Source organism: Stenotrophomonas forensis, from assembly GCF_028752115.1.
GTDB lineage: Bacteria > Pseudomonadota > Gammaproteobacteria > Xanthomonadales > Xanthomonadaceae > Stenotrophomonas > Stenotrophomonas forensis.
In genome coordinates this window covers 2,682,546-2,705,140 of sequence record NZ_CP082270.1, presented here as the reverse complement: position 1 = coordinate 2,705,140, position 22,595 = coordinate 2,682,546, and the positions used below count along the sequence as shown (strand labels likewise).

22 protein-coding genes are annotated in these 22,595 nt (G+C 67.1%); 15 read left to right on the top strand and 7 right to left on the bottom strand.

Features of this window, described 5'->3' with window-relative positions:
* The first annotated feature begins 3 nt into the window (after positions 1-3).
* Both K5L94_RS12670 and K5L94_RS12665 read left to right on the top strand, forming a co-directional pair.
* Complete coding sequence (locus K5L94_RS12670; protein WP_274510595.1) at positions 4-1,749, top strand: putative porin; 1,746 nt, start codon at positions 4-6, stop codon at positions 1,747-1,749.
* 98 nt (positions 1,750-1,847) lie between these two features.
* Entirely contained in the window at positions 1,848-2,177 is a 330-nt protein-coding gene (locus tag K5L94_RS12665) for a hypothetical protein (RefSeq protein ID WP_164086353.1), read from the top strand.
* 62 nt (positions 2,178-2,239) lie between these two features.
* On the opposite strand, the gene K5L94_RS12660 is transcribed toward K5L94_RS12665, so the two are convergent.
* From K5L94_RS12660 to K5L94_RS12650, 3 genes are all read right to left on the bottom strand, one after another.
* Positions 2,240-2,638, bottom strand: a complete 399-nt coding sequence (locus K5L94_RS12660) for an OsmC family protein (RefSeq protein ID WP_274510594.1) — start codon at positions 2,636-2,638, stop codon at positions 2,240-2,242.
* A gap of 61 nt (positions 2,639-2,699) precedes the next feature.
* The gene (locus tag K5L94_RS12655) at positions 2,700-3,380 is read right to left on the bottom strand and encodes an isochorismatase family protein (protein ID WP_274510593.1); all 681 of its coding nucleotides are present in this window, start codon (positions 3,378-3,380) and stop codon (positions 2,700-2,702) included.
* A 75-nt stretch (positions 3,381-3,455) separates the two neighbouring features.
* A complete protein-coding gene (locus K5L94_RS12650; protein ID WP_053449906.1) occupies positions 3,456-4,322 on the bottom strand; it encodes a pirin family protein in 867 nt (288 codons plus the stop codon).
* 150 nt (positions 4,323-4,472) lie between these two features.
* Here K5L94_RS12650 and K5L94_RS12645 point away from each other — a divergent pair, with 150 nt between their 5' ends.
* From K5L94_RS12645 to K5L94_RS12600, 10 genes are all read left to right on the top strand, one after another.
* The gene (locus K5L94_RS12645; RefSeq protein ID WP_053449905.1) at positions 4,473-5,399 is read left to right on the top strand and encodes a LysR family transcriptional regulator; all 927 of its coding nucleotides are present in this window, start codon (positions 4,473-4,475) and stop codon (positions 5,397-5,399) included.
* A 138-nt stretch (positions 5,400-5,537) separates the two neighbouring features.
* Entirely contained in the window at positions 5,538-6,041 is a 504-nt protein-coding gene (locus K5L94_RS12640) for an RNA polymerase sigma factor (protein ID WP_008266486.1), read from the top strand.
* A gap of 82 nt (positions 6,042-6,123) precedes the next feature.
* Positions 6,124-7,080, top strand: coding sequence for a FecR family protein (locus K5L94_RS12635; protein WP_274510592.1), 957 nt, complete (start codon positions 6,124-6,126; stop codon positions 7,078-7,080).
* Between the two features lie 182 nt (positions 7,081-7,262).
* Positions 7,263-10,385, top strand: a complete 3,123-nt coding sequence (locus tag K5L94_RS12630; protein WP_274510591.1) for a TonB-dependent receptor — start codon at positions 7,263-7,265, stop codon at positions 10,383-10,385.
* Positions 10,386-10,438: 53 nt separating this feature from the next.
* A complete protein-coding gene (locus K5L94_RS12625) occupies positions 10,439-11,203 on the top strand; it encodes a Slam-dependent surface lipoprotein (RefSeq protein WP_053449902.1) in 765 nt (254 codons plus the stop codon).
* Positions 11,204-11,293: 90 nt separating this feature from the next.
* A complete protein-coding gene (locus K5L94_RS12620; RefSeq protein WP_053449901.1) occupies positions 11,294-12,748 on the top strand; it encodes a surface lipoprotein assembly modifier in 1,455 nt (484 codons plus the stop codon).
* 117 nt (positions 12,749-12,865) lie between these two features.
* Positions 12,866-13,270: a response regulator gene (locus K5L94_RS12615; RefSeq protein WP_053451320.1), complete on the top strand. Its 405-nt coding sequence runs from the start codon at positions 12,866-12,868 to the stop codon at positions 13,268-13,270.
* 9 nt (positions 13,271-13,279) lie between these two features.
* Complete coding sequence (locus K5L94_RS12610) at positions 13,280-14,866, top strand: sensor histidine kinase (protein WP_274510590.1); 1,587 nt, start codon at positions 13,280-13,282, stop codon at positions 14,864-14,866.
* Between the two features lie 71 nt (positions 14,867-14,937).
* Entirely contained in the window at positions 14,938-15,279 is a 342-nt protein-coding gene (locus tag K5L94_RS12605; protein WP_049457044.1) for a type II toxin-antitoxin system prevent-host-death family antitoxin, read from the top strand.
* 3 nt (positions 15,280-15,282) lie between these two features.
* On the top strand, positions 15,283-15,909 hold the full coding sequence (locus K5L94_RS12600; RefSeq protein WP_274510589.1) for an ATPase: 627 nt from the start codon (positions 15,283-15,285) through the stop codon (positions 15,907-15,909).
* 37 nt (positions 15,910-15,946) lie between these two features.
* On the opposite strand, the gene proP is transcribed toward K5L94_RS12600, so the two are convergent.
* Together proP and K5L94_RS12590 are read right to left on the bottom strand one after the other, a co-directional pair.
* A complete protein-coding gene (gene proP / locus K5L94_RS12595) occupies positions 15,947-17,434 on the bottom strand; it encodes a glycine betaine/L-proline transporter ProP (RefSeq protein WP_053449897.1) in 1,488 nt (495 codons plus the stop codon).
* A gap of 188 nt (positions 17,435-17,622) precedes the next feature.
* Positions 17,623-17,751, bottom strand: a complete 129-nt coding sequence (locus tag K5L94_RS12590) for a hypothetical protein (RefSeq protein WP_258010884.1) — start codon at positions 17,749-17,751, stop codon at positions 17,623-17,625.
* A gap of 182 nt (positions 17,752-17,933) precedes the next feature.
* Between K5L94_RS12590 and K5L94_RS12585 the strand changes: the two genes are divergently transcribed.
* Together K5L94_RS12585 and K5L94_RS12580 are read left to right on the top strand one after the other, a co-directional pair.
* Positions 17,934-18,350: a host attachment family protein gene (locus tag K5L94_RS12585; RefSeq protein WP_006448593.1), complete on the top strand. Its 417-nt coding sequence runs from the start codon at positions 17,934-17,936 to the stop codon at positions 18,348-18,350.
* 5 nt (positions 18,351-18,355) lie between these two features.
* A complete protein-coding gene (locus tag K5L94_RS12580) occupies positions 18,356-18,679 on the top strand; it encodes a thioredoxin family protein (RefSeq protein ID WP_274510588.1) in 324 nt (107 codons plus the stop codon).
* Between the two features lie 18 nt (positions 18,680-18,697).
* On the opposite strand, the gene K5L94_RS12575 is transcribed toward K5L94_RS12580, so the two are convergent.
* Together K5L94_RS12575 and K5L94_RS12570 are read right to left on the bottom strand one after the other, a co-directional pair.
* A complete protein-coding gene (locus tag K5L94_RS12575) occupies positions 18,698-19,294 on the bottom strand; it encodes an NUDIX hydrolase (protein WP_274510587.1) in 597 nt (198 codons plus the stop codon).
* Positions 19,295-19,370: 76 nt separating this feature from the next.
* The gene (locus K5L94_RS12570; protein ID WP_008267939.1) at positions 19,371-19,616 is read right to left on the bottom strand and encodes a hypothetical protein; all 246 of its coding nucleotides are present in this window, start codon (positions 19,614-19,616) and stop codon (positions 19,371-19,373) included.
* A gap of 404 nt (positions 19,617-20,020) precedes the next feature.
* Here K5L94_RS12570 and K5L94_RS12565 point away from each other — a divergent pair, with 404 nt between their 5' ends.
* Positions 20,021-22,372, top strand: coding sequence for a GH92 family glycosyl hydrolase (locus tag K5L94_RS12565; RefSeq protein ID WP_274510586.1), 2,352 nt, complete (start codon positions 20,021-20,023; stop codon positions 22,370-22,372).
* Positions 22,373-22,595 lie beyond the last annotated feature (223 nt).

The following is a 22,595-nucleotide window of genomic DNA, read 5'->3' as shown; positions in this document are numbered from 1 at the left end:
GTGATGAACGACCACGACCGCGCACGAACCGACTCCCGCCGCCCGCGGCCGGCCCGACGGGCGCTGCTGTGCTGCGCCGTGCTGCTCAGCCTGGCGGCCCCGGCCGGTGCGATGGCCGCAGAAACCACCATGGTCAAGCTGATCAAGGGCCTGATCGCCAGCGGCGCGCTGAAACCCGAAGACGGCCAGGCGCTGCTGGTGCAGGCCGAAGCCGAAGCGGCCGCCGCACAGCGCACCGCCGCCAGCGGTAGTTCGGCCGCCAGCGGCGGCGTGGTCCTGGAAGCCGGCGACGTGCGCGTGCCTTACGTGCCGCAGAGCGTGCGCGACGGCATCCGTGACGAAGTGCGCCAGGATGTGATGGCGCAAGCGAAATCGGAAGGCTGGGCGGCGCCGAACGAAGTGGCCGAATGGACCAAGCGCATCAAGGTCACCGGTGACATGCGCGTGCGCAGCGAATCGCGCTTCTATTCCGAGCGCAACAGCGACATCGTGAGCAACTGGCCGGCGATCAATTCCGGCAATGGCTTCGATACCAACACCAACACCAACCTGCAGCTGCCGCCGCTGTTGAACAGCCGCCAGGACCGCCGCAACCTGTGGCGCATCCGTGCCCGCCTGGGCATCGAAGCGACCATCGGCCAGCACACCACCGCCGGCGTGCGCCTGGCCAGCGGCAGCAGCAACGGCTCGGTGTCGACCACCGAACAGCTGGGCGGCGGTCTCAGCAAGAAGGATGTGTGGCTGGACCAGGCCTGGCTGGCCTACAGCCCGGCGGACTGGGTGACGGTGCGCGGTGGCCGCTTCGGCAATCCGTTCTGGACCAGCGATACGCTGTTCTCCAACGACCTGAACTTCGACGGCCTGGCCGCCAACCTGAAGTACGACTTCGACGGCGGTGACCTCGACCTGTTCGGCAACCTGGCGGTGGTGCCGCTGGAGTACACCTCCGACAGTTCACCCAGCCAGAGCCGGGTCAAGACCCCGAACGAGAACAAGTGGCTGTCCGGTGCGCAGGTGGGCGTGAACTGGCGCTTCAACGATGACAACGCGCTGCGCGCGGCGCTGGGCTACTACGACTTCAAGAACATCAGCGGTCGCCTGTCTTCGCCGTGCGCACTGTATGCAGGTGCGGTGGGCTGCGATACCGACTGGTCGCGCCCGGCCTTCATGCAGAAGGGCAACACCCTGATGCTGATCCGCGACATCGCGCGCAATCCGCTGGACCCGGCCAACACGCCCACCCCGCAGTACGTCGGCCTGGCCTCGGCGTTCCGCCTGGCCACGCTGAACCTGCGCTGGGATACGCAGCTGGCGCAGGGCATCGGCCTGCGCCTGGACGGTGACTACATCCGCAACCTGGCCTACGACAAGCAGGCGATGTTCAGCCGTGCCAACAATGGCATCGTCAACAACTACGACGCGGGCGGCACCGCCAGCATCAACACCTTCCGCAGCGGCGATACCGCATGGATGGTGCAGGCCACCTTCGGTGCCACCGAGCTGAGGGAGAAGGGCCAGTGGCAGGCACTGCTGGGCTACAAGCACATCGAGGCCGATGCGCTGCCGGATGCCTACAACGACCCCAACTTCCACCTGGGCGGCACCAATGCCCGCGGCTACTACGTGGGCGGTGCCTACGCGCTGGATGCGCGCAGCTGGATCAGCGGCAAGTGGATGGCGGCCAAGGAAGTGTCCGGTGCGCCACTGTCGATCGACGTGTTCCAGCTGGAGTTCAATACCGGCTTCTAGCCGGATCGCGTGATGCAGATCACGCCGGGCGTGGCGGGGGCGCAGCGATGCGCCCGTCTAAGGAAAGGAGACCACGCGTTGCACGAAAGGAGGAGTGGATGAGCCGTCGCAAGCTGTTTGAAAGTCCTGAACCGTCCAGCCAGTTGCTGGGCATCGGGCCTGCCTATGTATCGGTGGAAGGGCTGCGCCAGCATCTGGCGGAGTTCCTGCTGTATGCCGGCCGGCCGGTGGTGATCATGCGCGGGCGCAGCGAAGTGGGCTACTTCCTGCCGGCGCGCTGCTGGCGCCAGCGCGATGACGATCCGCTGGCGGCGGCGGCTGCCGACCAGCTGCTGGATGCGGCCGGTTTCCAGGCCGAGGACATCCAGCAGGTGGAGCAGGAGTTCAACGCCATGCGCCAGCGCACCGTGCTGCATTCACGGCGCTGAGCTGTCTGTAGAGCCGGGCCATGCTCGGCTCTACAGTAGATCCACGCCATGCGCGGATGGGGTTACGCCGCAGCCCCGCGCTCACTGGTGATGCGTGCACCCTCGCGCATCACCAGGGTCACCGGGGTCCTCTCCACTACCTCCAGCAAGCGCTGCCACTGTGCATCGCTCAGCTCCGCGCTGGCATGCAGGACGCGGTGCACGTGGAAGCGCCCGTCCTCGTCACGCTCGGAGCGTAGTTCGGCATGGAACTCACCCAGTTCCCAGCCCTTGCGCTGCGCGTACATGCGCAGGGTGATGGCGGTGCAGGCCGCCAGCGAGGCCAGGTACAGATCGAACGGGGCGAAGCCCTTGCCCTGGCCGCCAAGCGTTGCGGGCTCGTCCGCATCGACATCGAAGCTGCCATTGCTGATGTGGTGCAGGTAGTTGTCGCCGGTCGAAACAATGCGTGCGTAGGCCATGCGGATCTCCTCTGTAGCGTCGGGCCATGCCCGACGCGTTGGACTCTACCGCCTTGCGCGCTCAGCTGCGCTGCGAATCCAGCGGCTCGTGGCTTTTCTGCACGTCCTGCGCCTTCAGGTAACTCTCGATCAGCAGCTGGTAGTTCGGGAAGATCCTGGTGTAGACCTCGGCCCACTGCTGCGCATCGTCGCGGTTCCAGCTGCGCTGGATCTCCGAGGCCACCGCGGCGGTGTCCATCGGCACCACGCCGGCCTGTACCACGCGCGCCAGGGTGATCTCCTCGGCCATCTTCGAATAGGTGCCCGAGGCATCGATCACCGCGAACACCTGGTAGCCGTCGGCGACGGCGGCGATCGACGGGAAGGCCATGCACACGCTGGTGATGGTGCCGGCGATGATCAGCTGTTTGCGGTCAGTGGCCTTCACTGCGGCAACGAACTCGGGATTGTCCCAGGCGTTGATCTCACCCTTGCGCGCCACGTACTGCGCATGCGGGGCAGCTTCGTGGATCTCCGGGATCAGCGGGCCATTCGGGCCCTGCGGCACCGAGGCGGTGGTGATCACCGGCATCCGGGCCAGCGTGGCCATCTTCGCCAGTGCAGTGGCGTGGGCGCGCACGGTGCTGAACGGCATGTCTGCGATGGTCTGGAACAGGCCGCTCTGGTGGTCGATCAGCAGCATCGCGGCATTGTCCGGATCGATCACCGGGCGGGCGCCGTTGAAGTTGGCGGGGGTACTCATGGTCAGTCTCCTTTGGGGGAAGGACCGGGGTGGCCCGATGGCGGCGGCGGGCCGGGGCCCGCCGCGTTGAAGCGCTCAGTGCGCGATCTGGCCGAAGCGGCCGCTGTTGAAGTCGTTGACCGCCTGCGCGATCTCGGCCTGGCTGTTCATCACGAACGGGCCATAGCCCACCACCGGCTCGTCGATCGGCTCACCGCTGAGCAGCAACACGGTGGCGTCGCTGTCGGCGTCGACGAACACGTCCGTGCCAGCGCGGTCGAAGGTGACCAGCTGTGCCTCGCCGACCGGCGGGCCGCCGTTGATCCGCACAGAACCCTTCAGCACCACCAGCGCCAGCGTGCGGCCATCGGCCACCGGCAGTTCGGCGTGGTGTCCCTGCTGCAGGCGGATGTCCCAGACATCCATCGGCGTGTGGGTGCGGGCCGGGCCGGCACGGCCGTCGAAGCGACCGGCGATGACCCGCACGCGGCCAGCGCCCCCAGGCAGATCCACCGAGGGAATGTCTGCATCGAGCAGGGTCTGGTAGCCCGGCGCACCCATCTTGTTCCGCGCCGGCAGGTTCACCCACAACTGGACCATGTCCAGCGTGCCGCCGCGCCGGCTGAATTCCGGCGTATGGAATTCCTCGTGGAGGATGCCCGAGGCAGCGGTCATCCACTGCACGTCGCCCGGGCCGATGGTGCCGCCGGCCCCGGTTGAATCGCGATGGGCGACTTCGCCCTCATAGACGATGGTGACCGTCTCGAAACCACGATGCGGGTGCTGGCCGACCCCACGCGGGGTGTCGCTGGGCGCAAAGCTGTACGGGCCAGCGTAGTCCAGCAGCAGGAACGGGCTCAGGTGCTGGCCGTGGGTGTTGTACGAAAACAGCGAGCGGGCGGGGAATCCGTCGCCGACCCAATGCGGGCGGGGGGCGCTGTAGGTACCGGTGACACGCTTCATGGCGATCTCCTGGCCGGGGCTGCCGGCCGTTGCTCTTCGTTGCGGAGACGATATCGCTGCAACAATTAGCTCGGTAGACGCCATTATTTGCCGTCATAGTCCTATCTGGTGAACAATTGGCCCAGACCTTGCGCCGCAGGAATTCGCCCCGTGTTCATCGCCGATATCCGCCGCTGCGACCTCAACGACCTGTTCTACTTCGCCATGGTGGTGGAGCACGGCGGCTTCTCGCAGGCCGGCCGGGCGCTGGCGATGCCGAAGTCGAAGCTGAGCCGGCGCATCGCGCTGCTGGAGGAACGTCTGGGCGTGCGGCTGATCCAGCGTTCGACCCGGCGCTTCTCGGTCACCGAGGTCGGCCAGGACTACTACCGCCACTGCAAGGCGATGCTGGTTGAGGCCGAAGCAGCCGAAGAAGCCATCGCGATGTCACGCGCAGAGCCGCGCGGCACGATCCGCCTGGCGTGCCCGATCGCGATCCTGCACGCGCGCATCGGCCCGATGCTGGCCGACTTCCTGGCCCTGCACCCGCAGGTGACGGTGCAGCTGGAGGCCACCAACCGCCGCGTCGATGTGGTGGGCGAGGGTGTGGACGTGGCGATACGGGTACGGCCGCCGCCGCTGGAGGACAGCGACCTGGTGGTGCGCGTGCTGGCGCGCCGCGCCTGGTGCACCAGTGCCAGCCCGGCGCTGCTGGATCAGCTGGGCACGCCGCAGGTGCCGGCCGACCTGGCGATGATGCCGAGCGTCGATCTGGCATCGCCCAGCCAGCAGCACGTCTGGGAATACACCGGGCCCGGCGGCGTGCAGGCCAGCGTGCACCATCGCCCGCGCCTGGTCAGCGATGACATGATCGCGCTGCGCGCGGCCGCGGTTGCCGGGGTCGGGGTGTTGATGCTGCCGTGGATGATGATCAGCGAGGAGCTGGCCCGTGGTGCGCTGGTGCCGGTGTTGCCCGAGTGGGTGCCGAAGCACGGCATCGTGCACGCCGTGTTCCCATCGCGGCGCGGATTGCTGCCGGCCGTGCGGGCGCTGCTCGATTACCTGGCCGAGCGTTTCGAGGCGTTGGACGAGCCATAGCCCCAGCATCCACGCATGGCGTGAATCTACTGAATGTGTCGACTCGACTGTGCTTGCCGCCTGCAGCCATGCAGCCCACAATTCACCTCCGGACCGTCGCCATCACGCCCATCATTCCCCGGTCCGGCCTTGGCACCTATGTCTCCCAATGCCCTGGCGCTGGTCGAGCTGCTGATCCGCGAGCGCCGTGCGTTGTCTCGCTTCATCGCGCGCTATCTCGACCCGGCCAGTACCGAGGACACCCTGCAGAACCTGTACCTGAAGGCCAGCAGCGTGCCCGGCGATCCGCCCATCCTGGAGCCGCGTGGCTATCTGTACCGGATGGCCTATCACCACGCGCTCAACCGCAGCCAGGCCGATGCCCGCGAGCGGCGCGCGATGGCCGAGTACGCCGCCGACATGGCCGGGGCCGGCCACGATGGCGAGGCGCAGGCGCTGGACCAGGCACAGCTGCGTGAGATCACCCAGACCATCCTTGCGCTGCCCGGGCAGGTGCGCGAGTGCTTCGTGCTCAACCGCTACCTGGGCCTGAGCGAGCGCGAGATCGCCACGCGCCTGGGAATCTCCAAGAGCCTGGTCGGCAAGCACGTACTGCGCGCGGCGCTGCTGATCCAGCAGCACCAGCAGGGAGTGCGGCGATGAGCGGCGATTGCCGTGGGCAGATCGCGCCCGCCGTTGTCACAACAGGAAAGCGCACCCGTTCGCGGTGCGGCAGGCCACAACCATGACCACGTCCGAACCCTCGCCGCGTCAGGCCAGGCAGGCGTTGCGCTGGGTGATCCGGTGCAGTGCAGGCCCACTGCCCGAACGCCAGCAACGAACCCTGCAGCGCTGGCTGCAGGCCGATCCCCGCCATGCGCTGGCCTGGCGCCAGCAGCAGGCCTTCTGGCAGGGGCTGGATGCCGCCGGGCCCGAGGTGCTGGCCGCGCTGCCCGGGCTGACCGCCGATCGCCAGGGGCTGCGGCCGCTGGCGCCGCGCCGCCGCCTGCCGTGGCTGCTGGCCTCGGCCGCTGCCGTGGTGTTGATGGTCGCCGCCGCACCGCAGGCAGTGCTGCTGGCACGCAGCGACCTGCGCAGCAGCGATGCGCCGCGCGTGGTGCAGCTGGAAGATGGCAGCACTGCCGTGCTGGATGCCGGTACCGCGCTGGCCATCGAGTTCAATGGCCAGCAACGGCACCTGCGCCTGCTGCGCGGCCAGGCCTGGTTCCAGGTGGCACACGAGGCCCGGCCGTTCCAGGTCGAGGCGGCGGGTGGCAAGGTGCATGACATCGGCACCGCGTTCAGCGTGTCGATGCAGGACAGCACGGTCACCACCCAGGTCAGCGAGGGCGTGGTCGATGTGCGCCCGGGCGATGGCAGCGTGCAGCGCCTGCATGTGGGGCAGGCACGTGTGTTCCGTGACGGGCGCTGGCTGCAACCGCTGCAGCAGGTAGGGCCGGATGGCGTAGCGCCGTGGCGGCGCGGTGAAGTGGTGATCGACGATCTGCCGGCGGCACAGGCCATTGCCGATCTGGGGCGCTACCGCCGTGCACCGGTCTGGGTGCTGGGCGGGCAGGGTGCCCGCGTGCGGGTCAGCGGCCTGTTCCACCTGCAGCACCCGGAAACGGGCATCGATGCGGTGGCTGCACAGGCCGGGTTGCGCGTGCAGCGCCTGCCCGGCGGGGCGCTGGTGGTCTGGTGAAGCCCGGTTGGCGCAGCGCTGGATCGGTCACATGAAAAAAACATGAAAAAACCGTGGGCAGTCGCCGCATGCGGCTGTCTATAGAGGTATAGCCAGAGCGAAACACCGTTTTTCCTCAAGCCAGACATGCCACCGGCACCGGATGTGCCGGCGGTTCCGCCCCGCTTGAGGAGTTCCTGTCCATGCCGTCCACGGCATCCGCCTGTCACCGTCGCGCCACCGTCCTGGCCCTGGCCATCTCCACCGTACTGCTGCCGTTGGCCGGGGTGCCGACCGCGCAGGCGCAACCGGCGGTCGTCGCGCCGCTGCGCCAGTACGCCATTCCCGAGCAGCCGCTGGCCGATGCCGTGCGTGCGTTCGGCCGCCAGGCCGATGCCCAGGTGGTGTTCCGCAGTGACCTGGTGGAAGGCCGTCGTTCCAGTGCGGTGAGTGGCGAGTACAGCCAGATGCAGGCCCTGCAGCAGCTGCTGCGCGGCAGCGGGGTGCGCGCACAACGCGGCATGGACGGCACCTGGAGCCTGCGTGCCGCGGCGGAGGCGGGTGAGGGGGAAGGGGTGCGGGTGACCGAGACACTGGACGTGGCCGGTCGCCTGCAGTCGGAAGGGGGCGAGGCCCGCGATCGGCGCGGCTACGATGATGTGTTCGCGCTGGACCTGACCACGGCGTATTCGGGGCGCGACCGGGTGGAACGCTACCGCGGCTCCAACCCGGCCGACGTGGTCAAGGATCTGGTCGGCGTGTTCAGTGGCGATGCGCGCAACAGTGGCGCGCTGGACATCAACATCCGCGGCATCCAGGGGCCGGGGCGGGTGCCGGTCAGCATCGACGGGGGCGAACAGGCGTTGACCGTCTGGCGCGGCTACAACGGCGTCAGCAACCGCAACTACATCGATCCCAACCTGATTGGTGGCATCCAGGTCATCAAGGGGCCAGGGCTGGTGCGCGATGTGCACAGCGGGATCGGTGGCGCCCTGGTGATCAAGACCATCGATGTTGACGACATTGTTGCGGCCGGCGAGCGCTTTGGCGGGGAGCTGAAGATCGAAGGCAGCAGCAATGCGGTGGCGCCGCGCCTGCCGCGGCTGCATACCGGCGAGGACTACCGCACGGTACCCGGCTTCCCGCAGGGCTCGCCGAACTCGCCCTATGACGACCGCACCCTGGTGGTGCCGGTGAAGTCGCGCAGTGGCAACAACCCCTTCGATGGCGAGGACCAGGCCTGGCGCCTGGCGCTGGGCGTGCGTGGCGACAACGTCGACCTGATGGCCGCCTACGCCTGGCGCAAGCGCGGCAACTACTTCTCCGGCAGCAAGGGCAGCAGCTACTACGACCAGGACCCGCGCGAGAAGTACGAATACCAGGGCATCGACTACATCACCACGTTGGCGCGCTACTTCAAGCCGGGCGATGAAGTGCCCAACACCTCCAGCGAGCAGGAATCGTGGCTGGTGAAGGGAACCTGGCAGATCAACGACGATCAGCAGCTGAAGGCCACCTGGCGGCGCACGCTGTCGCACTATGGCGAGATCATGCCGTCGCGCATCTTGTCCGCGCCGGACTATGGGCGCATCCAGTGGCCGCTCAGCCGCGTCGATTCGGATGCCTGGAACCTGGAGTACCGCTTCCAGCCAGCCGGCAGTCGTTGGCTGGACCTGTACGCCAACCTGTGGCGCACGGAAACGGAAAGCGACACCTACACCGCCGGTGGCTTTCCTAACTTCGCGGTGGGCAACCCGGCATGGAACCCGGACGCCAGCCCGATCCTGCGCAACACCGCGCTGGCCAACGCGCGCAACGACCGCACCGGCCTGATCCTGAGCAACCGTTTCGCACTGCATTCGACCCTGGACCTGACCGTGGGCGGCAACTGGCAGTACGAAAAGCTCGGCTCGACCGATCCGTATTTCGGTACCACCGATGGCTGGCGCATGTTCCCGCGTGCCGGGCGCCGCCAGGAGGGCGAAGGCTACCTCACCCTGGAGTGGCGTCCGGTGGACTTCCTCACCCTCAACGCAGGCGTGCGTTACAGCCGCTACTGGGCCTTCGATGATTTCCTCGAGGCGCACCCCGAGCTGCTGACCAAGGGCGTAGGTGGCAAGGAAGCGCAGTACACCGTGAACGAGTTGCTGCCCCGTCCGGCAGACCTGCAGTCACGCATCGATGCACTGGAAGCGCGCCGCGCCGTCTGGGAAAAGCGGGGCATGGGCTGGTTCATCGACCAGAGCATCCGCAACCTGCTGGCGCCGTACGAGACCCCGCGCCCGGTGCAACACACCCGGCCCTGGCTGCCCGATGCCGATGGCAACTACACGCGCGCAGGCAACCCCTGCCTCAATGGTGAAGTGGCGGCCATTCCCGGCGTGCAGCCGGTGTTTGCCGGCAGCGACCAGGTCTGCAACATCGGCAACAGCGTGCAGTCGCGGCCGGTGGATGGGCGCAACAGCCGCCGGCGCGACGATGCCTGGCTGCCGACCTTCTCGGCCACGGCTCACCTGTCCCCGGCCGCGCGTGCCTACGTGCGTTACAGCGAAGCAGTGCGGTTCCCGAGCATGTTCGAAAGCACCATCGCCTTCTCCGGCAGCCTCAATCCGCTGTACGCGCTCAAGCCCGAGCACGCCTACAACTACGAGATTGGCTACGTGCACAACCTGTCGGCCCTGTTCGGCAACACCGCCGATGCCGACGTCAAGCTGGCGTACTACGTGCACAAGACCCGGGACGTGATCGAGCGCGACGGCAACTTCCTGTTCGACAACATCGACAAGCAGACCATCCGCGGCATCGAGCTGCAGGCGCGCTTCGACAACCGGCGCTTCTTCACCGATCTGGGCATCACCCGCACGCTGGAAAACGAAGTGTGTGACGAGAGCACGGCGGTGCTGCTGGACGCGAACCGCGGCCTGGTGCCGAACTGCGTGCAGGACGGCTTCGTCGGCGGCTACCTGCTGACCCAGGCCATTCCCAAGCTGTCGATCAACTGGTCGCTGGGCACGCGCCTGTTCGATGAGCGCCTGGAACTGGGCAGCCGCATCGTGCACTACCAGCGCCACGAGAACCCTGATCTGCAGGCCTACCGCGACCGCCTGCTGAGCGGCGGCAGCGGCCTGCTCTGGCAGAACGTGCCGTTCACCTGGGGCAACATCACCACCGTCGATGCCTATGCGCGCTGGCGCTTCAACGAGCATGCCAGCGTCGAACTGGTCGGCAGCAACCTCGGCAACCGCTACTACGTCGATCCGGCCACGCGGTCCACGCTGCCGGCGCCGGGCCGCACCCTGAAGCTCGGCGTCACCGCGCGCTTCTGATCTCCCACTTTCAAGCGTTGTACCCGTAGTTCCCTCAATCAAGGAGCAATACCATGAAAATGATCTCCCGTTCGGTTCTCGCCGTTGCCGCCTCGCTGGCTCTGGTCGGTGCCGCGCATGCTGCCGATATCGTCGGTGCCGCCAGTGCCAAGACCGATGCCGAGCTGTACGTGGCGGTGGGCGAATCGCAGGTCAATGGCGGCCCGCACCGCGCTGGCAAGGCCGGTATCGGTGTCGGCACCGTGTCCCAGGCCAAGCCGGTGGACTTCCAGGGCCTGAGCGCCTACTCGGCACCCACCACCGTCAATGGCGTGACGGTACGTACCCTGGCCATGCCGATCACCGGCGCACCGGGCAGCCACGCCGGCATGGGCCACTTCAACTTCGTCAAGGTTGGCAGTGGCGATGTCTGGTTCGGTGAATGGTCCAAGGATGGCGCCGCCGGTGGCTTCAACAACCGCCAGGTCTACTTCGTCGGTGACCGCGCCGGCACCACGCTGCCCGCCGGTGTGGCGTCCTACACCGTGGCTGGCCTGAACAAGTTCAACGGCAGCAACCTGCTGAGCGGCACCTTCGACGCCGACTTCGGTGCCGGCACCCTGGATGGTGCACTGTCCGGCAATGGCCTGAATCTGGCCATCGTTGCCAACATCAACAGTGCCGACGCATCGTTCGCCGGTTCGGCCAACGTCAATGGCAGCGTCAACGGCACCACCCAGGGCCAGTTCTTCGGCGCCAACGCCGCCACCCTGGCCGGCATCGCCACCTTCGCCGGCAACAGCCAGTACGACACCGCCTTCGGCGGCAGCAAGAACTGATTGCCACGCCCCTGACGGGGCAGGGCAGGGACAAGCCGCGATCCGCCAGTCCCTGCTTCGGCCCGCTGCATGCACCACCACGGATCGACCATGCGCCATCCCATCTTCCTTGTGATCCTGTTGCTGGCCGCTGCCGAAGTGCGCGCCCAGCAGGATGATCTGCGTCGCGTGCTTGAGCAGGGCAGCGAACTGCGCCACCAGCAGCAGGACCAGCAGCGCCTGCGGCAGGCCGAGTCGGAGCGGCCGACCATCACCATCGACGGCCAGACCCTGCGCGTGGAGCGCACCGTCGACGATCTGGGCCAGGCGCTGTACCTGTCGCTGCAGCATCAGCAATGGGGCGCCGCGCAACGCTTCCTGGACGAATACATCGAACTGCCCGGCCACGACCCGTTGCTGCGCCACTACGCGCAGGGCAGCCTGGCGCGGGTGGGCGGCAATCACCGCCGCGCGGCCAACGAATACGAGGCGCTGCTGGCGGCGCAACCGGATTTCCTGCCGGCGCGCCTTGAACTTGCGCGTGTCTATGCCGAAGACCAGCGCGACCGTGATGCCGTGGCGTTGTTCACGGCCATCGCCGGTGGCATCAATGCCGACGACCCCGCCACCGCAGGGGTGCGCGGACGGGTGGACGCCTACCTGGCCGCGCTGCAGGCGCGCCAGCGCTGGAAAGGAGCGCTGGCCGCCGGCCCGGCATGGAGCGACAACATCAACCGCAGCTCGGCCAGCCGCACCTGCCTGTTCGGCGTCGGCGAGACCTGCATCATCCAGCGCAATCTTCCCGATGCCCAACGCGCGATGGGCCTGGACTACGACGGCAACCTGGAACGTCGCTGGGCGCTGGCCGGTCATCATGGGGTCTATGTGCGCGGGCTTGCGTTCGGCCAGGCCTGGCGCGGGCACAGTGCCTACAACGAACTCAATGCCAGCGTGCAGGCCGGCTACAGCTGGCGCAGCGCACGGCATACCCTGCAGATCGCGCCGAGCTATGACTACCAGGGCCTGGGCAATCGGGCCCTGCAGGGCGGCAGCGGGCTGCACGGCGAATGGCAATATGCGTTGGACGCGCGCAGCCTGCTCAAGCTGGAGGCCGACTGGAAGCGCCAGCGCTATCGCCAGCGCGGCCTGGCCAGCAATTACGACGGTGAGTTGGCTGCGGTGTATGCCACCTGGTTCCGTGCGCTCAACCCGCGCTGGACCCTCTTTGCCGGGCTGGACCTGAGTGACAGCCGTGCCGCCAATCCGGCCAACGGCTACCGCCAGCGAGGCCTGCGCCTGGGGGCCGCGCGCCAGTGGACGGGTACCACCGCCACCGTGTTCGTTTCATTGCGCGAGCGTGACTACGATGCGTGGAGCCCGTTGCTGGAGGCGCGGCGCGAGGACAGCGAACAGAACCTCATCGCCATCGTGCGCAGCGAACGGCTGGCGGTCGCCGGGCTGGTACCCAGCCTCAGCCTGCGTTACGCGCGCATCGACAGCAATGTCGGCTGGCTGTACAGCCACGACCGCAGCCTGCTCAGCCTGAAGTGGGAGCGCGCGTTCTGAGGTAGAGGCCGGCAGTACCGGTTCTTCATTGATCGTCACGCGCTCTTGTAGGCCGGATCGCGCATCCTGCCCTCGTTGCGACCGCAGGCGGGTCGCGTGCATCGAGGAGTGCAGGGCGTGCTGGAAGCCGGTAACAAACCAGAGGGCCTGAAAGGGCTGCGCGTGCTGGTGGCGGAAGATGAATTCGCCATCGCGATGTTCCTGGTCGACTACCTGGAGCTGAAGGGCGCACAGGTGATCGGTCCTGCCGGTGACCTGCAGGCATTGGGGCGGCTGGTCGATACCCATCCGATCGACGTCGCATTGCTCGACATCAATCTCGGCGGCGAACAGGTCTATCCGTTGGCCGATCGCCTGGCGGAGGCAGGGACGCCGTTCCTGCTCACCTCCGGCTACGACGACAACTTGCCGAGCCGTTTCGCCGCGGCCCCGCGCTGCACCAAGCCCTATCACATCGAGGCCCTGGTCCAGCAGCTGGCCGGGCTTGTCGCTGCACCGCAGGCGTCTGCGGGCATCGCCTGACCGGGCCGTATGGGGCGCCGTATCGAAGGTTTCCATACCGCCGACCGGCAGGCCGGCATGCCGCCGGCGCTGCGGCTGCACGCACGCCACGACGGGATGGCCGCGCGCATTGCCCGGCATGACTGGGCGTCGACCGCGCTGGGGGGGATGGACCGCTGGCCGCCGCACCTGCGCGCCACGGTTGATCTGATGCTGGCCCACGGCTTCCCGATGATCGTGCTGTGGGGCGAGCAGCTGGTGCAGCTCTACAACGACGGCTATGCCGAGATCCTCGCCGACAGGCATCCGGCCGGGCTCGGCCAGCCGACCCGCGAGTGCTGGCCCGAGGTCTGGCACATCAATGGACCGCTCTACACCCGGGTCTGGCAGGGCGAAACCCTCACCTTCGAGGACAAGCTGTATCCGTTGGCCAGGCACGGCCGCCTGGAGGATGTCTGGTTCACCATCACCTACAGCCCGATCCGCGGCGAGGAAGGGCGCATCAACGGCGTGCTGGTGACGATGTTCGAGACCACCGCCGCGCATCTGGCGCAGGCCGCGCGCGAGCGCGAAGAACTGCGTCGGCGCGAGAGCGAGCGTCGCCTCGAGCTGGCCTTCAGGATGCTGCCGGTGGGGTTGTGCATTGTCGATCTGGACGGTCGCATGCTGTTGTCCAACGACCAGATGCGCGCCTATCTGCCCACCGGCAAGGTGCCCTCGGCCGATGCGGACAACCAGCACCGCTGGCGAGGCTGGCACACCGACGGCAGCGCGATCGGGCCCAATGATTTCGCCATTGCCAGGGCGATGCGCGGTGAAACCGTGGTGCCGGGGCTGGAGTTCCAGTACCTGCATGACGACGGGCGCGCGCGCTGGACACGGGTTGCTGCCGCGCCGCTGCGCGATGCCGATGGCGAGGTCAGCGGCGTGTTCGCCATTGCCGTGGACATCGACGACCTCAAGCGCGCCACCGAGCGCCAGTCGGTGCTGCTGGCCGAACTGCAGCACCGGGTGCGCAACATCATGTCGACCATCCATGCCCTTGCCTGGCGCACCCGCGCGTCGGTCGGCAGCGTGGATGAATATGCCGAGCGCCTGTGCGGGCGCCTGATGTCGCTGGCGCGCACGCAGAGCCTGCTGACCCGCGGCGCCAATGCCGGGGTCTGCCTGCGCGGCATGCTCAACGAGGAAATCGCGGCGGAGACGCCGTCGATGGCCGCCTACTGCCTGCAGGGCGAGGATGTGCTGCTGCCGCCCAAGGCCGCCGAAGTGCTGTCGCTGGCCATCCACGAACTGGCCACCAACGCACTCCGGCATGGTGCGCTGAGCCATGACAGCGGCCGCGTCGAGGTGTCCTGGCATCTGCAGGTACAGGATGAACACCCCTGGCTGGGCCTGCACTGGTGCGAGCGCCATGCCGAAGTAGAGGGCTGGGCGCTGCCCCGGCAGCGCGGCCTAGGCCGTACCCTGATCGAGCAGCGCGTGCCGTATGAACTGGCCGGCACTGGCGAGCTGCGCTTCAGCCCGCAGGGGCTGGATGCCTGGATCCGGTTCCCCCTGCGCGAGCGCGACAGCCTGCTGCAGACCGATGCGCCGCAGCCCGGGCCGGCCCGGTGAAACCCGGTTTATCCCCAATTTGGCCAAATTGGGTATAGTGGCCATAGTCCACCTCTACCCGGAGCTGTGCCATGACCCTGCCGCTGGATCTGCCCGGCCTTGAAAAGGCCCCGGCCTCGTCGGTGAAGACCCGCGGTTGGCCGAGCCTGATGCGCACCGTGCGCGAGAAGCAGGCGCTGGTCATCACCAACCACAACCACCCCGAAGCGGTGATCGTGGACATCCGCACCTATCAGGAACTGCTGGCCAAGGCGGCCGGCGGTGATGCCGGTGAGCGCAGCGAGGAGCTGATGCGCCTGCGCAGCGAGTTCGACCAGACCCTGGCCGGCCTGCAGCGCGGCGAGGGGCTGGGCAAGGTGCTGGGCCAGCCGATCCGTCGCGGCCGCAAGGTCACCCTCGGCCGTCCGCTCTGACCGATGGGGCGGATCCTGGTGCTGGCCGGCGTCAATGGCGCTGGCAAGAGTTCGCTGCTGGGTACCTGGCTGGAGGCCGAAGGGCTGAGCTGGTTCAACCCGGATTCGTTCACCCGGCGCCTGGTGGAGGCTGGCTGGCCGCTGCCCGAGGCCAACGCCGAAGCGTGGCAGGAAGGCACCCGTCGCCTGCGCCAGGCGATGGCCGACGGCACCGACTTCGCCTTCGAGACCACGCTGGGTGGCAACACCATTCCGCGCCTGCTGCGCGAGGCCTGCGAACGGCACCACGTCGCGATCTGGTTCTGTGGCCTGGCCGATGTCGAACTGCACATTGCCCGCGTGGCCGCGCGGGTGGCAGCCGGTGGCCACGACATCCCGGTCGAGAAGATCCACGCGCGCTTCGATTCCGCGCGCGAGAACCTGCTGGACCTGCTGCCGCACCTGGCCGAACTGCATGTCTACGACAACAGCGCCCCGGCCGATGCCGAGGGCTGTGTCGAACCGCTGCCGGTGCTGGCGATGGCGCAGGGCCAGCTGCAATACCCGGTGTCGGTGGCCGAACTGCTGCACACCCCGGACTGGGCCAAGCCCATCGTGATGCGTGCGATGGAATTGAACGCCGCACCGTAGATCCACGTTATTCGTGGATCGCGTTTCGCGCCCAGCCTCAGGCCGGCTTCACCTGCTCGGGCTCCGCAACGTCGGGCAACGGCGGCAAGCTCGGGTCCACCGTCACCGGCACGTCGCTCTTCAACAGCGCGGCCGCTTCCTTGTCGCTGCCCACCGCCGGCGGTGAACCGCGCAGCGGCAGGCCGGCGGTTTCCTTTACGAACAGCATGGTGACCAGGCCGATCACCGCCGCGCCCATCAGGTAGTAGGCCGGCACCAGCGGATCGCCGGTACGCTCCACCAGCCACGCGGTCACCAGCGGCGTGGTGCCACCGAACAGCGACACCGACACGTTGAAGGCGATCGACAGCGCGCTGTAGCGCACCGGGGTATAGAACAGCGCCGGTAGCGTGGACGGCATCGAACTGGTGAAGCACACCAGCGCCAGGCCCAGCAGCATCAGGCCGAGGAAGATCATCCAGTCGTTGCCGCTGCCGACCAGCAGCAGGCATGGCACCGCCAGCACCAGCAGCGCGATGCACGCACCGATGATCATCGGGCGACGGCCCAGCTTGTCACTGAACAGCCCGCCGACGATGTTCAGCGGCATCATCACCAGCATCACGATGATGATCAGCAGCAGGCCCTTGCTCTCGGCGTAGCCCATGGTGACGCTGAGGTAGCTGGGCATGTAGGTCAGCAGCATGTAGTCGGTGACGTTGAACACCAGCACCAGGCCCATGCACACCAGCAGCTGGCGGCCGTGCACCTGGAACAGCGCACCCAGCCCGGGCCGGTCATGTTCGCGCTTCTCGGCTTCCTCGGCGAAGGCGCGGAATGCCGGGGTTTCTTCCAGTTTCATGCGCATGTACAGGCCGAGCAGGCCCAGCGGGCCGGCCACCAGGAACGGAATGCGCCAGCCCCAGTCCAGCATCTGCTCGCTGCTCAACAGCATGTGCAGCGCGGTGACGGTGCCGGCACCGGCGATGTAGCCGCCCAGCGTGCCGAACTCCAGCCAGCTGCCCATCAGGCCGCGGTTGCGGTCGGTGGAGTACTCGGCGATGAAGGTGGCCGCACCGCCGTACTCGCCGCCGGTGGAAAAGCCCTGCACCACGCGCGCCAGCAGCAACAGCACCGGGGCCCAGATGCCGATGCGCTCGTAGGAGGGAATCAGGCCGATGGCAAAGGTACCCAGCGCCATCAGGATCATGGTGAACGCCAGCACTTTCTGGCGGCCGTAACGATCGCCCAGCGGGCCGAACACCAGGCCGCCCAGCGGCCGCACCAGGAATGCCACGGTGAAGGTGGCGAAGGCCGCGATCACCTGTGCGGTGGGATTGCTGGAGGGGAAGAACACCTGGCCGATGGTGACGGCCAGATAGCCGTACACGCCGAAGTCGAACCACTCCATGGCATTGCCCAGTGCAGCCGCGCCGACGGCGCGCTTGAGCATGGGCTTGTCGACAACGGTGATCTCATCGACCTTCAGGTGGCGGCGGCGTTTGAACCAGCCGAAATGAGCATGTGAATCGGGGGTGTCCTGCATGGAGGCTCCCTGTCAGGTGGGGGAATGAGCGATGGGTGTGTTCCGGGAACAGGCGCGATGCCACGCGCACGGCACGGCACGGCACCGCCGCAGGGGCGGAAACACGGAAACGGGATCACCGCGGCAGCGCAGTCAGCGGCCGGGTGTCACATCAGCGTGGGGAATGCAGGCAGAAGGGCCTGCGGGCGTCAGCCGCCAGGATCCAGCGCGAGGCGATGGAAATGCTGGGCGGGAACATGCGTGGCAAGCGAAGCGCCGGTCGGCAGTGCTTCCCACGTAACAGGTGCGCCCGTCACGTAGTGGGTCGTGTCGATCATCCGTTCATCATAACGGCATCGGCGTGAGCATGCAGCGAAGCCGCCTGATCTGCACGCTGTGTTCCATCGCGCCTGTTCATCCGCAGCGCGTGTGTGATGACATGCGTTGAACGAACTGTGGCCGCGCTGCTCACGCACAGCTGGCTACGGTGCAGGTGAACGCACTCCACAAGGAACATCGCATGACCCGTCGCATTCCCGAAGGCACCCTCATCATCGTCGCCGATGGCGGCTCTGCCCGCGTATTCACCAACGTCGGCAGCGAGCATCAACTCAGCTTGAAGCAGGAAGGTGAGCTGCGCCTGCAGGACATCAGCGAGCAGGGCATCTCGGGGCAGGGGCCGGCCGGCGCGGTGCCCAAGGACATGTCGATCTCACAGCTCAATGAAGCCACCTTCGCCAAGCAGGTCGCCGAGCAGCTCAACGACGATGCTTTGAACAACCGCTACGCGCATCTGGTGCTGGTGGCCGACCCGACCACGCTGGGCCGCATCCGCCCGCTGCTGCACAAGGAAGTGCAGTCGCGCCTGCTGGGTGATATCGCCAAGGATCTGACCAACGCACCGTTGGCCGATATCCAGAAGGCGCTGGCGGCGTAACGCGCATGCCGTTCATGCGTGATCACCTCTCGGCAGAGCCGGCCCGTGCGGATATGGAAGCACAGCCGGGCTGGCAACTGCTGGAGTTCGGCGCACCGTGGTGCGGCCACTGCCAGGCCGCACAGGCGGCATTGCAGTCTTTCGTCGATGCCAACGATCTGGTGCATTGGAAAATCGAGGATGGCAAGGGCAAGCCGCTGGGCCGTGCGTTCAAGGTGAAGCTGTGGCCGACCGCCGTGCTGCTGCATGACGGCCACGAGGTGGCACGCGTGGTGCGGCCACTGGACAGTGCCGACCTGGCAACCCTGCAGACGGCACTGCCGGATTGAGTGCAGCTAGGCGCGCGGCTAGCGCAACGGGTAGAACGGCTCGATCATCTCGGTGCCGGTGGCCTCATCGCCCTTGAACGACAACTCGAAGGCGCCACCCCACAGCGTTTCGGGGTGGTCGAGCACCTGCAGGGTTTCCATGCGCAATGCCTGCAGTCCAATCAGATGCGCGGCTTCGTCGCGGCTCACCCAGCGATACTGCTTGTCCGCGGTGGTGGCGGGCGGATGCCCACTGCGTAGCGAGGCACGATAGTGCTGCCGGAACGATACCGCGTCGTGCGTCGGGTCGGGCGGGTCCTCGTTGAAACGATAGCTGTAGACGGCCGCCAGCGCGAACGGTGACACCTGCAGGCCAAGCTCCGTTGCCAGCTGCCGCAGTGCTTCCTGCACGCTCTGCTTGCGGTTGGCGCGTACGGCAGGCGTCATCCAGCCACTGCGGTTGTGTTCCAGCAGCAGGCGGCCCTGATCGTCGGTGACCAGCAGGCGCAGGATGGTGTAGTCGTCCTGCGCGGTGCGCGCAACGGCGGGTGGCGGTGGGGGCGGATCGGCATGGACAGCAGAGGCGGTGGCGATCATTCCTGCAATCGCGATCCATCGTGCAGCGCGGCGGGCCATGCGGGGTCTCCCTGGTCTGGGCGCAGGGTAGGGCGGCCCAGGGTGGCGGGCAAGTGCCGGCTCACCCCACTCGGGCTCAGTGAAGGGTCACCTTCTCCGCCTCCTCGCGCAGCGCCTGCAGCAGGCATCGCCCGTGCTGGCTCAGCATGATCATCGCCGTGGCGATCTGCTTCGGGTTGTAGCCCATCGGCGCCGGTGGCTTCGGCTCGGGGCCGTACTGCTCGCCGATGAGGATAGCCATGCCCTCGGCGCTGTTGAAGGCCTGTTCGATGCGATGGAGCAGCGATTCCATGGCCGGGCTGAGCGGACGTTCGTGGATCATGCGGGAACTCCCTGGGTGTGATGGCCACCGCGAGGGTGGCGGGCAGTGCCCGTCGCATTTATGACGAGCGATGTCTGTCCCTCTTTCTTTTCGGGGGTTCCAATCCCGGCAGCGGTATGTCCGCTGCGGCGCCATCCTGCACAGGCCATGGCGCGACGCGCCAATTGATGTGTCGTCTTGTTTCGTCCTCTGCAAAAGGCGTGGTCTTTCAGATGGGAGGTTATGGACAACAATTTACGCATAGCAGTCAGCTGGTGGAGAGGTGGGCGACAAGCCTATGAGCCGATTCGTCGCGCGGCCATGCAATTGAGTGCAAACCTGCGCGCCAATCCCGACGGCCGCACTGCAGCATGCGACATGGCGATACCGGTGCTAGCATCCGGCCATCGCCTGAATCGATCCAAATGCCGATGCCCACGCTGGACCGTCGTTTCCTGATCGCCGTTGCCGCCACTGCCATGCTGGCTTCCGGCGCCGCGTTGGCCGCCACGCCGAAATCCGCTGCCGAACGCGCCTATGCGGCGGTCGACCCGTTCATCGGTACCGGCGGCGAAGGCCACACCTATCCCGGCGCCACAGTGCCGTTCGGCATGGTCCAGCTCAGCCCGGATACGCGCATCCAGCCGCGCGAGAAGGCCTATGGCTGGGCCGCCGGCTACCGCTACGACGACAGCAGCATCGTCGGTTTCTCGCACACGCATTTTTCCGGCACCGGCCATTCCGATCTGGGCGACATCCTGCTGATGCCGTTCACCGGCACACCGGGGCTGGAGCGCGGCGATCCGGAAAAGCCCCGCAGCGGCTATGCCTCGCGCTTCCGCCACGACGATGAGAAGGCCGAGCCGGGCTATTACGCGGTCACCCTGGATGATTACAAGGTGCGCGCCGAACTGACCACCAGTGCGCGCGTGGGCGTGCATCGCTATGCGTTCCCGAAGGGCACCGAGGCCAAGGTGCTGCTGGACATGCGCACCAGCATGTACGACTACCCGGGCAAGGTGCTGTGGTCGCGGGTGCGGGTGCGCGCCGATGGCACGGTGACCGGCTTCCGCGAAACCCGCGGCTGGGCACCGGGCCGCCAGCTGTACTTCGCGATGCGCTTCTCGCGTCCGCTGGCCGGGCATGAACTGCACAACACCGAGCAGGACATCGTCTACAAGGGCTTCCCGCCGCCGGGCGAGAAGGACCCGGAGCAGCGTGCGCAGATCGAGGGCCGGCAGCTGGTCGGTACGTTCGCCTTCGGCAAGCTGGACGCACCGCTGGTGGTGAAGGTGGCCATTTCGCCGGTCAGCGAGGCCGGCGCCATCGCCAACTTGGATGCCGAAGTGGCGGACTTCGATTTCGACCGCGTGCGCGCGCAGGCCAAGCAGGAATGGACGCAGGCGCTGTCGGTGCTCGATATCGAGGCACCGGAACATGCACGCCGCAGTGCCTACACCGCGCTGTACCACACGATGCTGGGGCCGACGCTGTTCATGGATGCCGACGGCCGGTACCGCGGCTCGGACAACGCCGTGCACAAGGCAGAGGGCTACACGAATTACTCCACGTTCTCGCTGTGGGATACCTACCGTGCGCTGCATCCGTTGCTGACCCTGGTGCAGCCGGAGAAGCGCAACAGCGACTTCGTCAATTCCATGCTCGCCCACCACGAGCACAGCCCCTATGGCATGTTGCCGGTGTGGTCGTTCCACGGCCTGGAAGACTGGTGCATGATCGGCTACCACGCGGTGCCGGTGATCGCCGATGCGTACGTGAAGGGTATCCGCGGCTTCGACGCCGACAAGGCGCTGAAGGCGATGGTCGAGACCGCGAACTACGGTCCCTATGACGGCATCGCGCAGTACCGCGAGCTGGGCTACGTGCCGATCGACGAGGAAGGCGAAGCGGCCAGCAAGACGCTGGAATACGCCTTCGACGACTGGACCATCGCGCGCATGGCGCAGGCCATGGGCAAGACCGATGTTGCGGCCACCTTCGACAAGCGCGCCGGCAACTGGCGCAACGCCTTCGACAAGGACACCGGCTTCATGCGCGCGCGCAAGCGCGATGGCAGCTTCCGCACGCCGTTCGACCCCAGCGCCAGCGGCTACGGCACCGACTACACCGAAGGCAATGCCTGGCAGTATTCCTGGTATGTGCCGCAGGACGTGGCCGGCCTGGCCGCAGCACACGGGGGCAGCGACAAACTGCTGGCGCGGCTGGATGAGGTATTCAACGCCAAGGTCGATCCGTCGATCTTCGAGCACATGGAAGACATTACCGGGTTGATCGGCTGGTACGCACATGGCAACGAGCCCAGCCACCACGTGGCCTACCTGTATGCGTACGCTGGCCAGCCGTGGCGCACGCAGGCGCGCCTGAAGCAGATCATGGACACCCAGTACGCCGATCGCCCCGATGGGTTGGCGGGCAATGATGACGTCGGCCAGATGTCGGCGTGGTACGTGTTCACCGCGCTGGGCTTCTATCCGGTGGCGCCGGGCTCGGGCGAGTACATCCTGGGCCGTCCGTTCCTGCCCAGGACCGCGATGCGCCTGCCGAACGGAAAGACCTTCACCATCGTGGCCGACGGATTGGACGACAAGCACACCTATGTGGGTAGCGTGAGCCTCAACGGCACGCCATTGCCGCGCACGTTCCTGCGCCACGACGAGATCCTGGCCGGTGGCGAACTGCGCTTCAGCATGCAGGCCGAGCCGAACAAGGACTGGCCGGGGCAGGGCGCGCAAGCGCCGTATTCGATGAGCCGGTGATGCGCACTGGGGCGACATGGGGTGATTTCCGCTTCTTGTAGGTGCCAACCTTGGTTGGCACGCGGGAGGTCAACATCGCCAACCAACGTTGGCCTCTACCGGAACCCGATCACTGCTGGCCGTGGGTGTCCGCGATGCATCGCCCAGATGCCGGTGCTGCGCACTGGGGCGACATGGGGTGGTTCCCGCTTCTGGTAGGTGCCAACCTTGGTTGGCACGCGGG

Excerpts from the sequence above, each read along its gene's own strand:
- K5L94_RS12670 (WP_274510595.1), top strand. The coding sequence starts at position 4 with ATGAACGACCACGACCGCGCACGAACCGACTCCCGCCGCCCGCGGCCG.
- K5L94_RS12665 (WP_164086353.1), top strand. The coding sequence starts at position 1,848 with ATGAGCCGTCGCAAGCTGTTTGAAAGTCCTGAACCGTCCAGCCAGTTG.
- K5L94_RS12660 (WP_274510594.1), bottom strand. The coding sequence starts at position 2,638 with ATGGCCTACGCACGCATTGTTTCGACCGGCGACAACTACCTGCACCAC.
- K5L94_RS12655 (WP_274510593.1), bottom strand. The coding sequence starts at position 3,380 with ATGAGTACCCCCGCCAACTTCAACGGCGCCCGCCCGGTGATCGATCCG.
- K5L94_RS12650 (WP_053449906.1), bottom strand. The coding sequence starts at position 4,322 with ATGAAGCGTGTCACCGGTACCTACAGCGCCCCCCGCCCGCATTGGGTC.
- K5L94_RS12640 (WP_008266486.1), top strand. The coding sequence starts at position 5,538 with ATGTCTCCCAATGCCCTGGCGCTGGTCGAGCTGCTGATCCGCGAGCGC.
- K5L94_RS12635 (WP_274510592.1), top strand. The coding sequence starts at position 6,124 with ATGACCACGTCCGAACCCTCGCCGCGTCAGGCCAGGCAGGCGTTGCGC.
- K5L94_RS12630 (WP_274510591.1), top strand. The coding sequence starts at position 7,263 with ATGCCGTCCACGGCATCCGCCTGTCACCGTCGCGCCACCGTCCTGGCC.
- K5L94_RS12625 (WP_053449902.1), top strand. The coding sequence starts at position 10,439 with ATGAAAATGATCTCCCGTTCGGTTCTCGCCGTTGCCGCCTCGCTGGCT.
- K5L94_RS12620 (WP_053449901.1), top strand. The coding sequence starts at position 11,294 with ATGCGCCATCCCATCTTCCTTGTGATCCTGTTGCTGGCCGCTGCCGAA.
- K5L94_RS12610 (WP_274510590.1), top strand. The coding sequence starts at position 13,280 with ATGGGGCGCCGTATCGAAGGTTTCCATACCGCCGACCGGCAGGCCGGC.
- K5L94_RS12605 (WP_049457044.1), top strand. The coding sequence starts at position 14,938 with ATGACCCTGCCGCTGGATCTGCCCGGCCTTGAAAAGGCCCCGGCCTCG.
- K5L94_RS12600 (WP_274510589.1), top strand. The coding sequence starts at position 15,283 with ATGGGGCGGATCCTGGTGCTGGCCGGCGTCAATGGCGCTGGCAAGAGT.
- proP (WP_053449897.1), bottom strand. The coding sequence starts at position 17,434 with ATGCAGGACACCCCCGATTCACATGCTCATTTCGGCTGGTTCAAACGC.
- K5L94_RS12590 (WP_258010884.1), bottom strand. The coding sequence starts at position 17,751 with ATGATCGACACGACCCACTACGTGACGGGCGCACCTGTTACGTGGGAA.
- K5L94_RS12585 (WP_006448593.1), top strand. The coding sequence starts at position 17,934 with ATGACCCGTCGCATTCCCGAAGGCACCCTCATCATCGTCGCCGATGGC.
- K5L94_RS12580 (WP_274510588.1), top strand. The coding sequence starts at position 18,356 with ATGCCGTTCATGCGTGATCACCTCTCGGCAGAGCCGGCCCGTGCGGAT.
- K5L94_RS12575 (WP_274510587.1), bottom strand. The coding sequence starts at position 19,294 with ATGGCCCGCCGCGCTGCACGATGGATCGCGATTGCAGGAATGATCGCC.
- K5L94_RS12570 (WP_008267939.1), bottom strand. The coding sequence starts at position 19,616 with ATGATCCACGAACGTCCGCTCAGCCCGGCCATGGAATCGCTGCTCCAT.
- K5L94_RS12565 (WP_274510586.1), top strand. The coding sequence starts at position 20,021 with ATGCCGATGCCCACGCTGGACCGTCGTTTCCTGATCGCCGTTGCCGCC.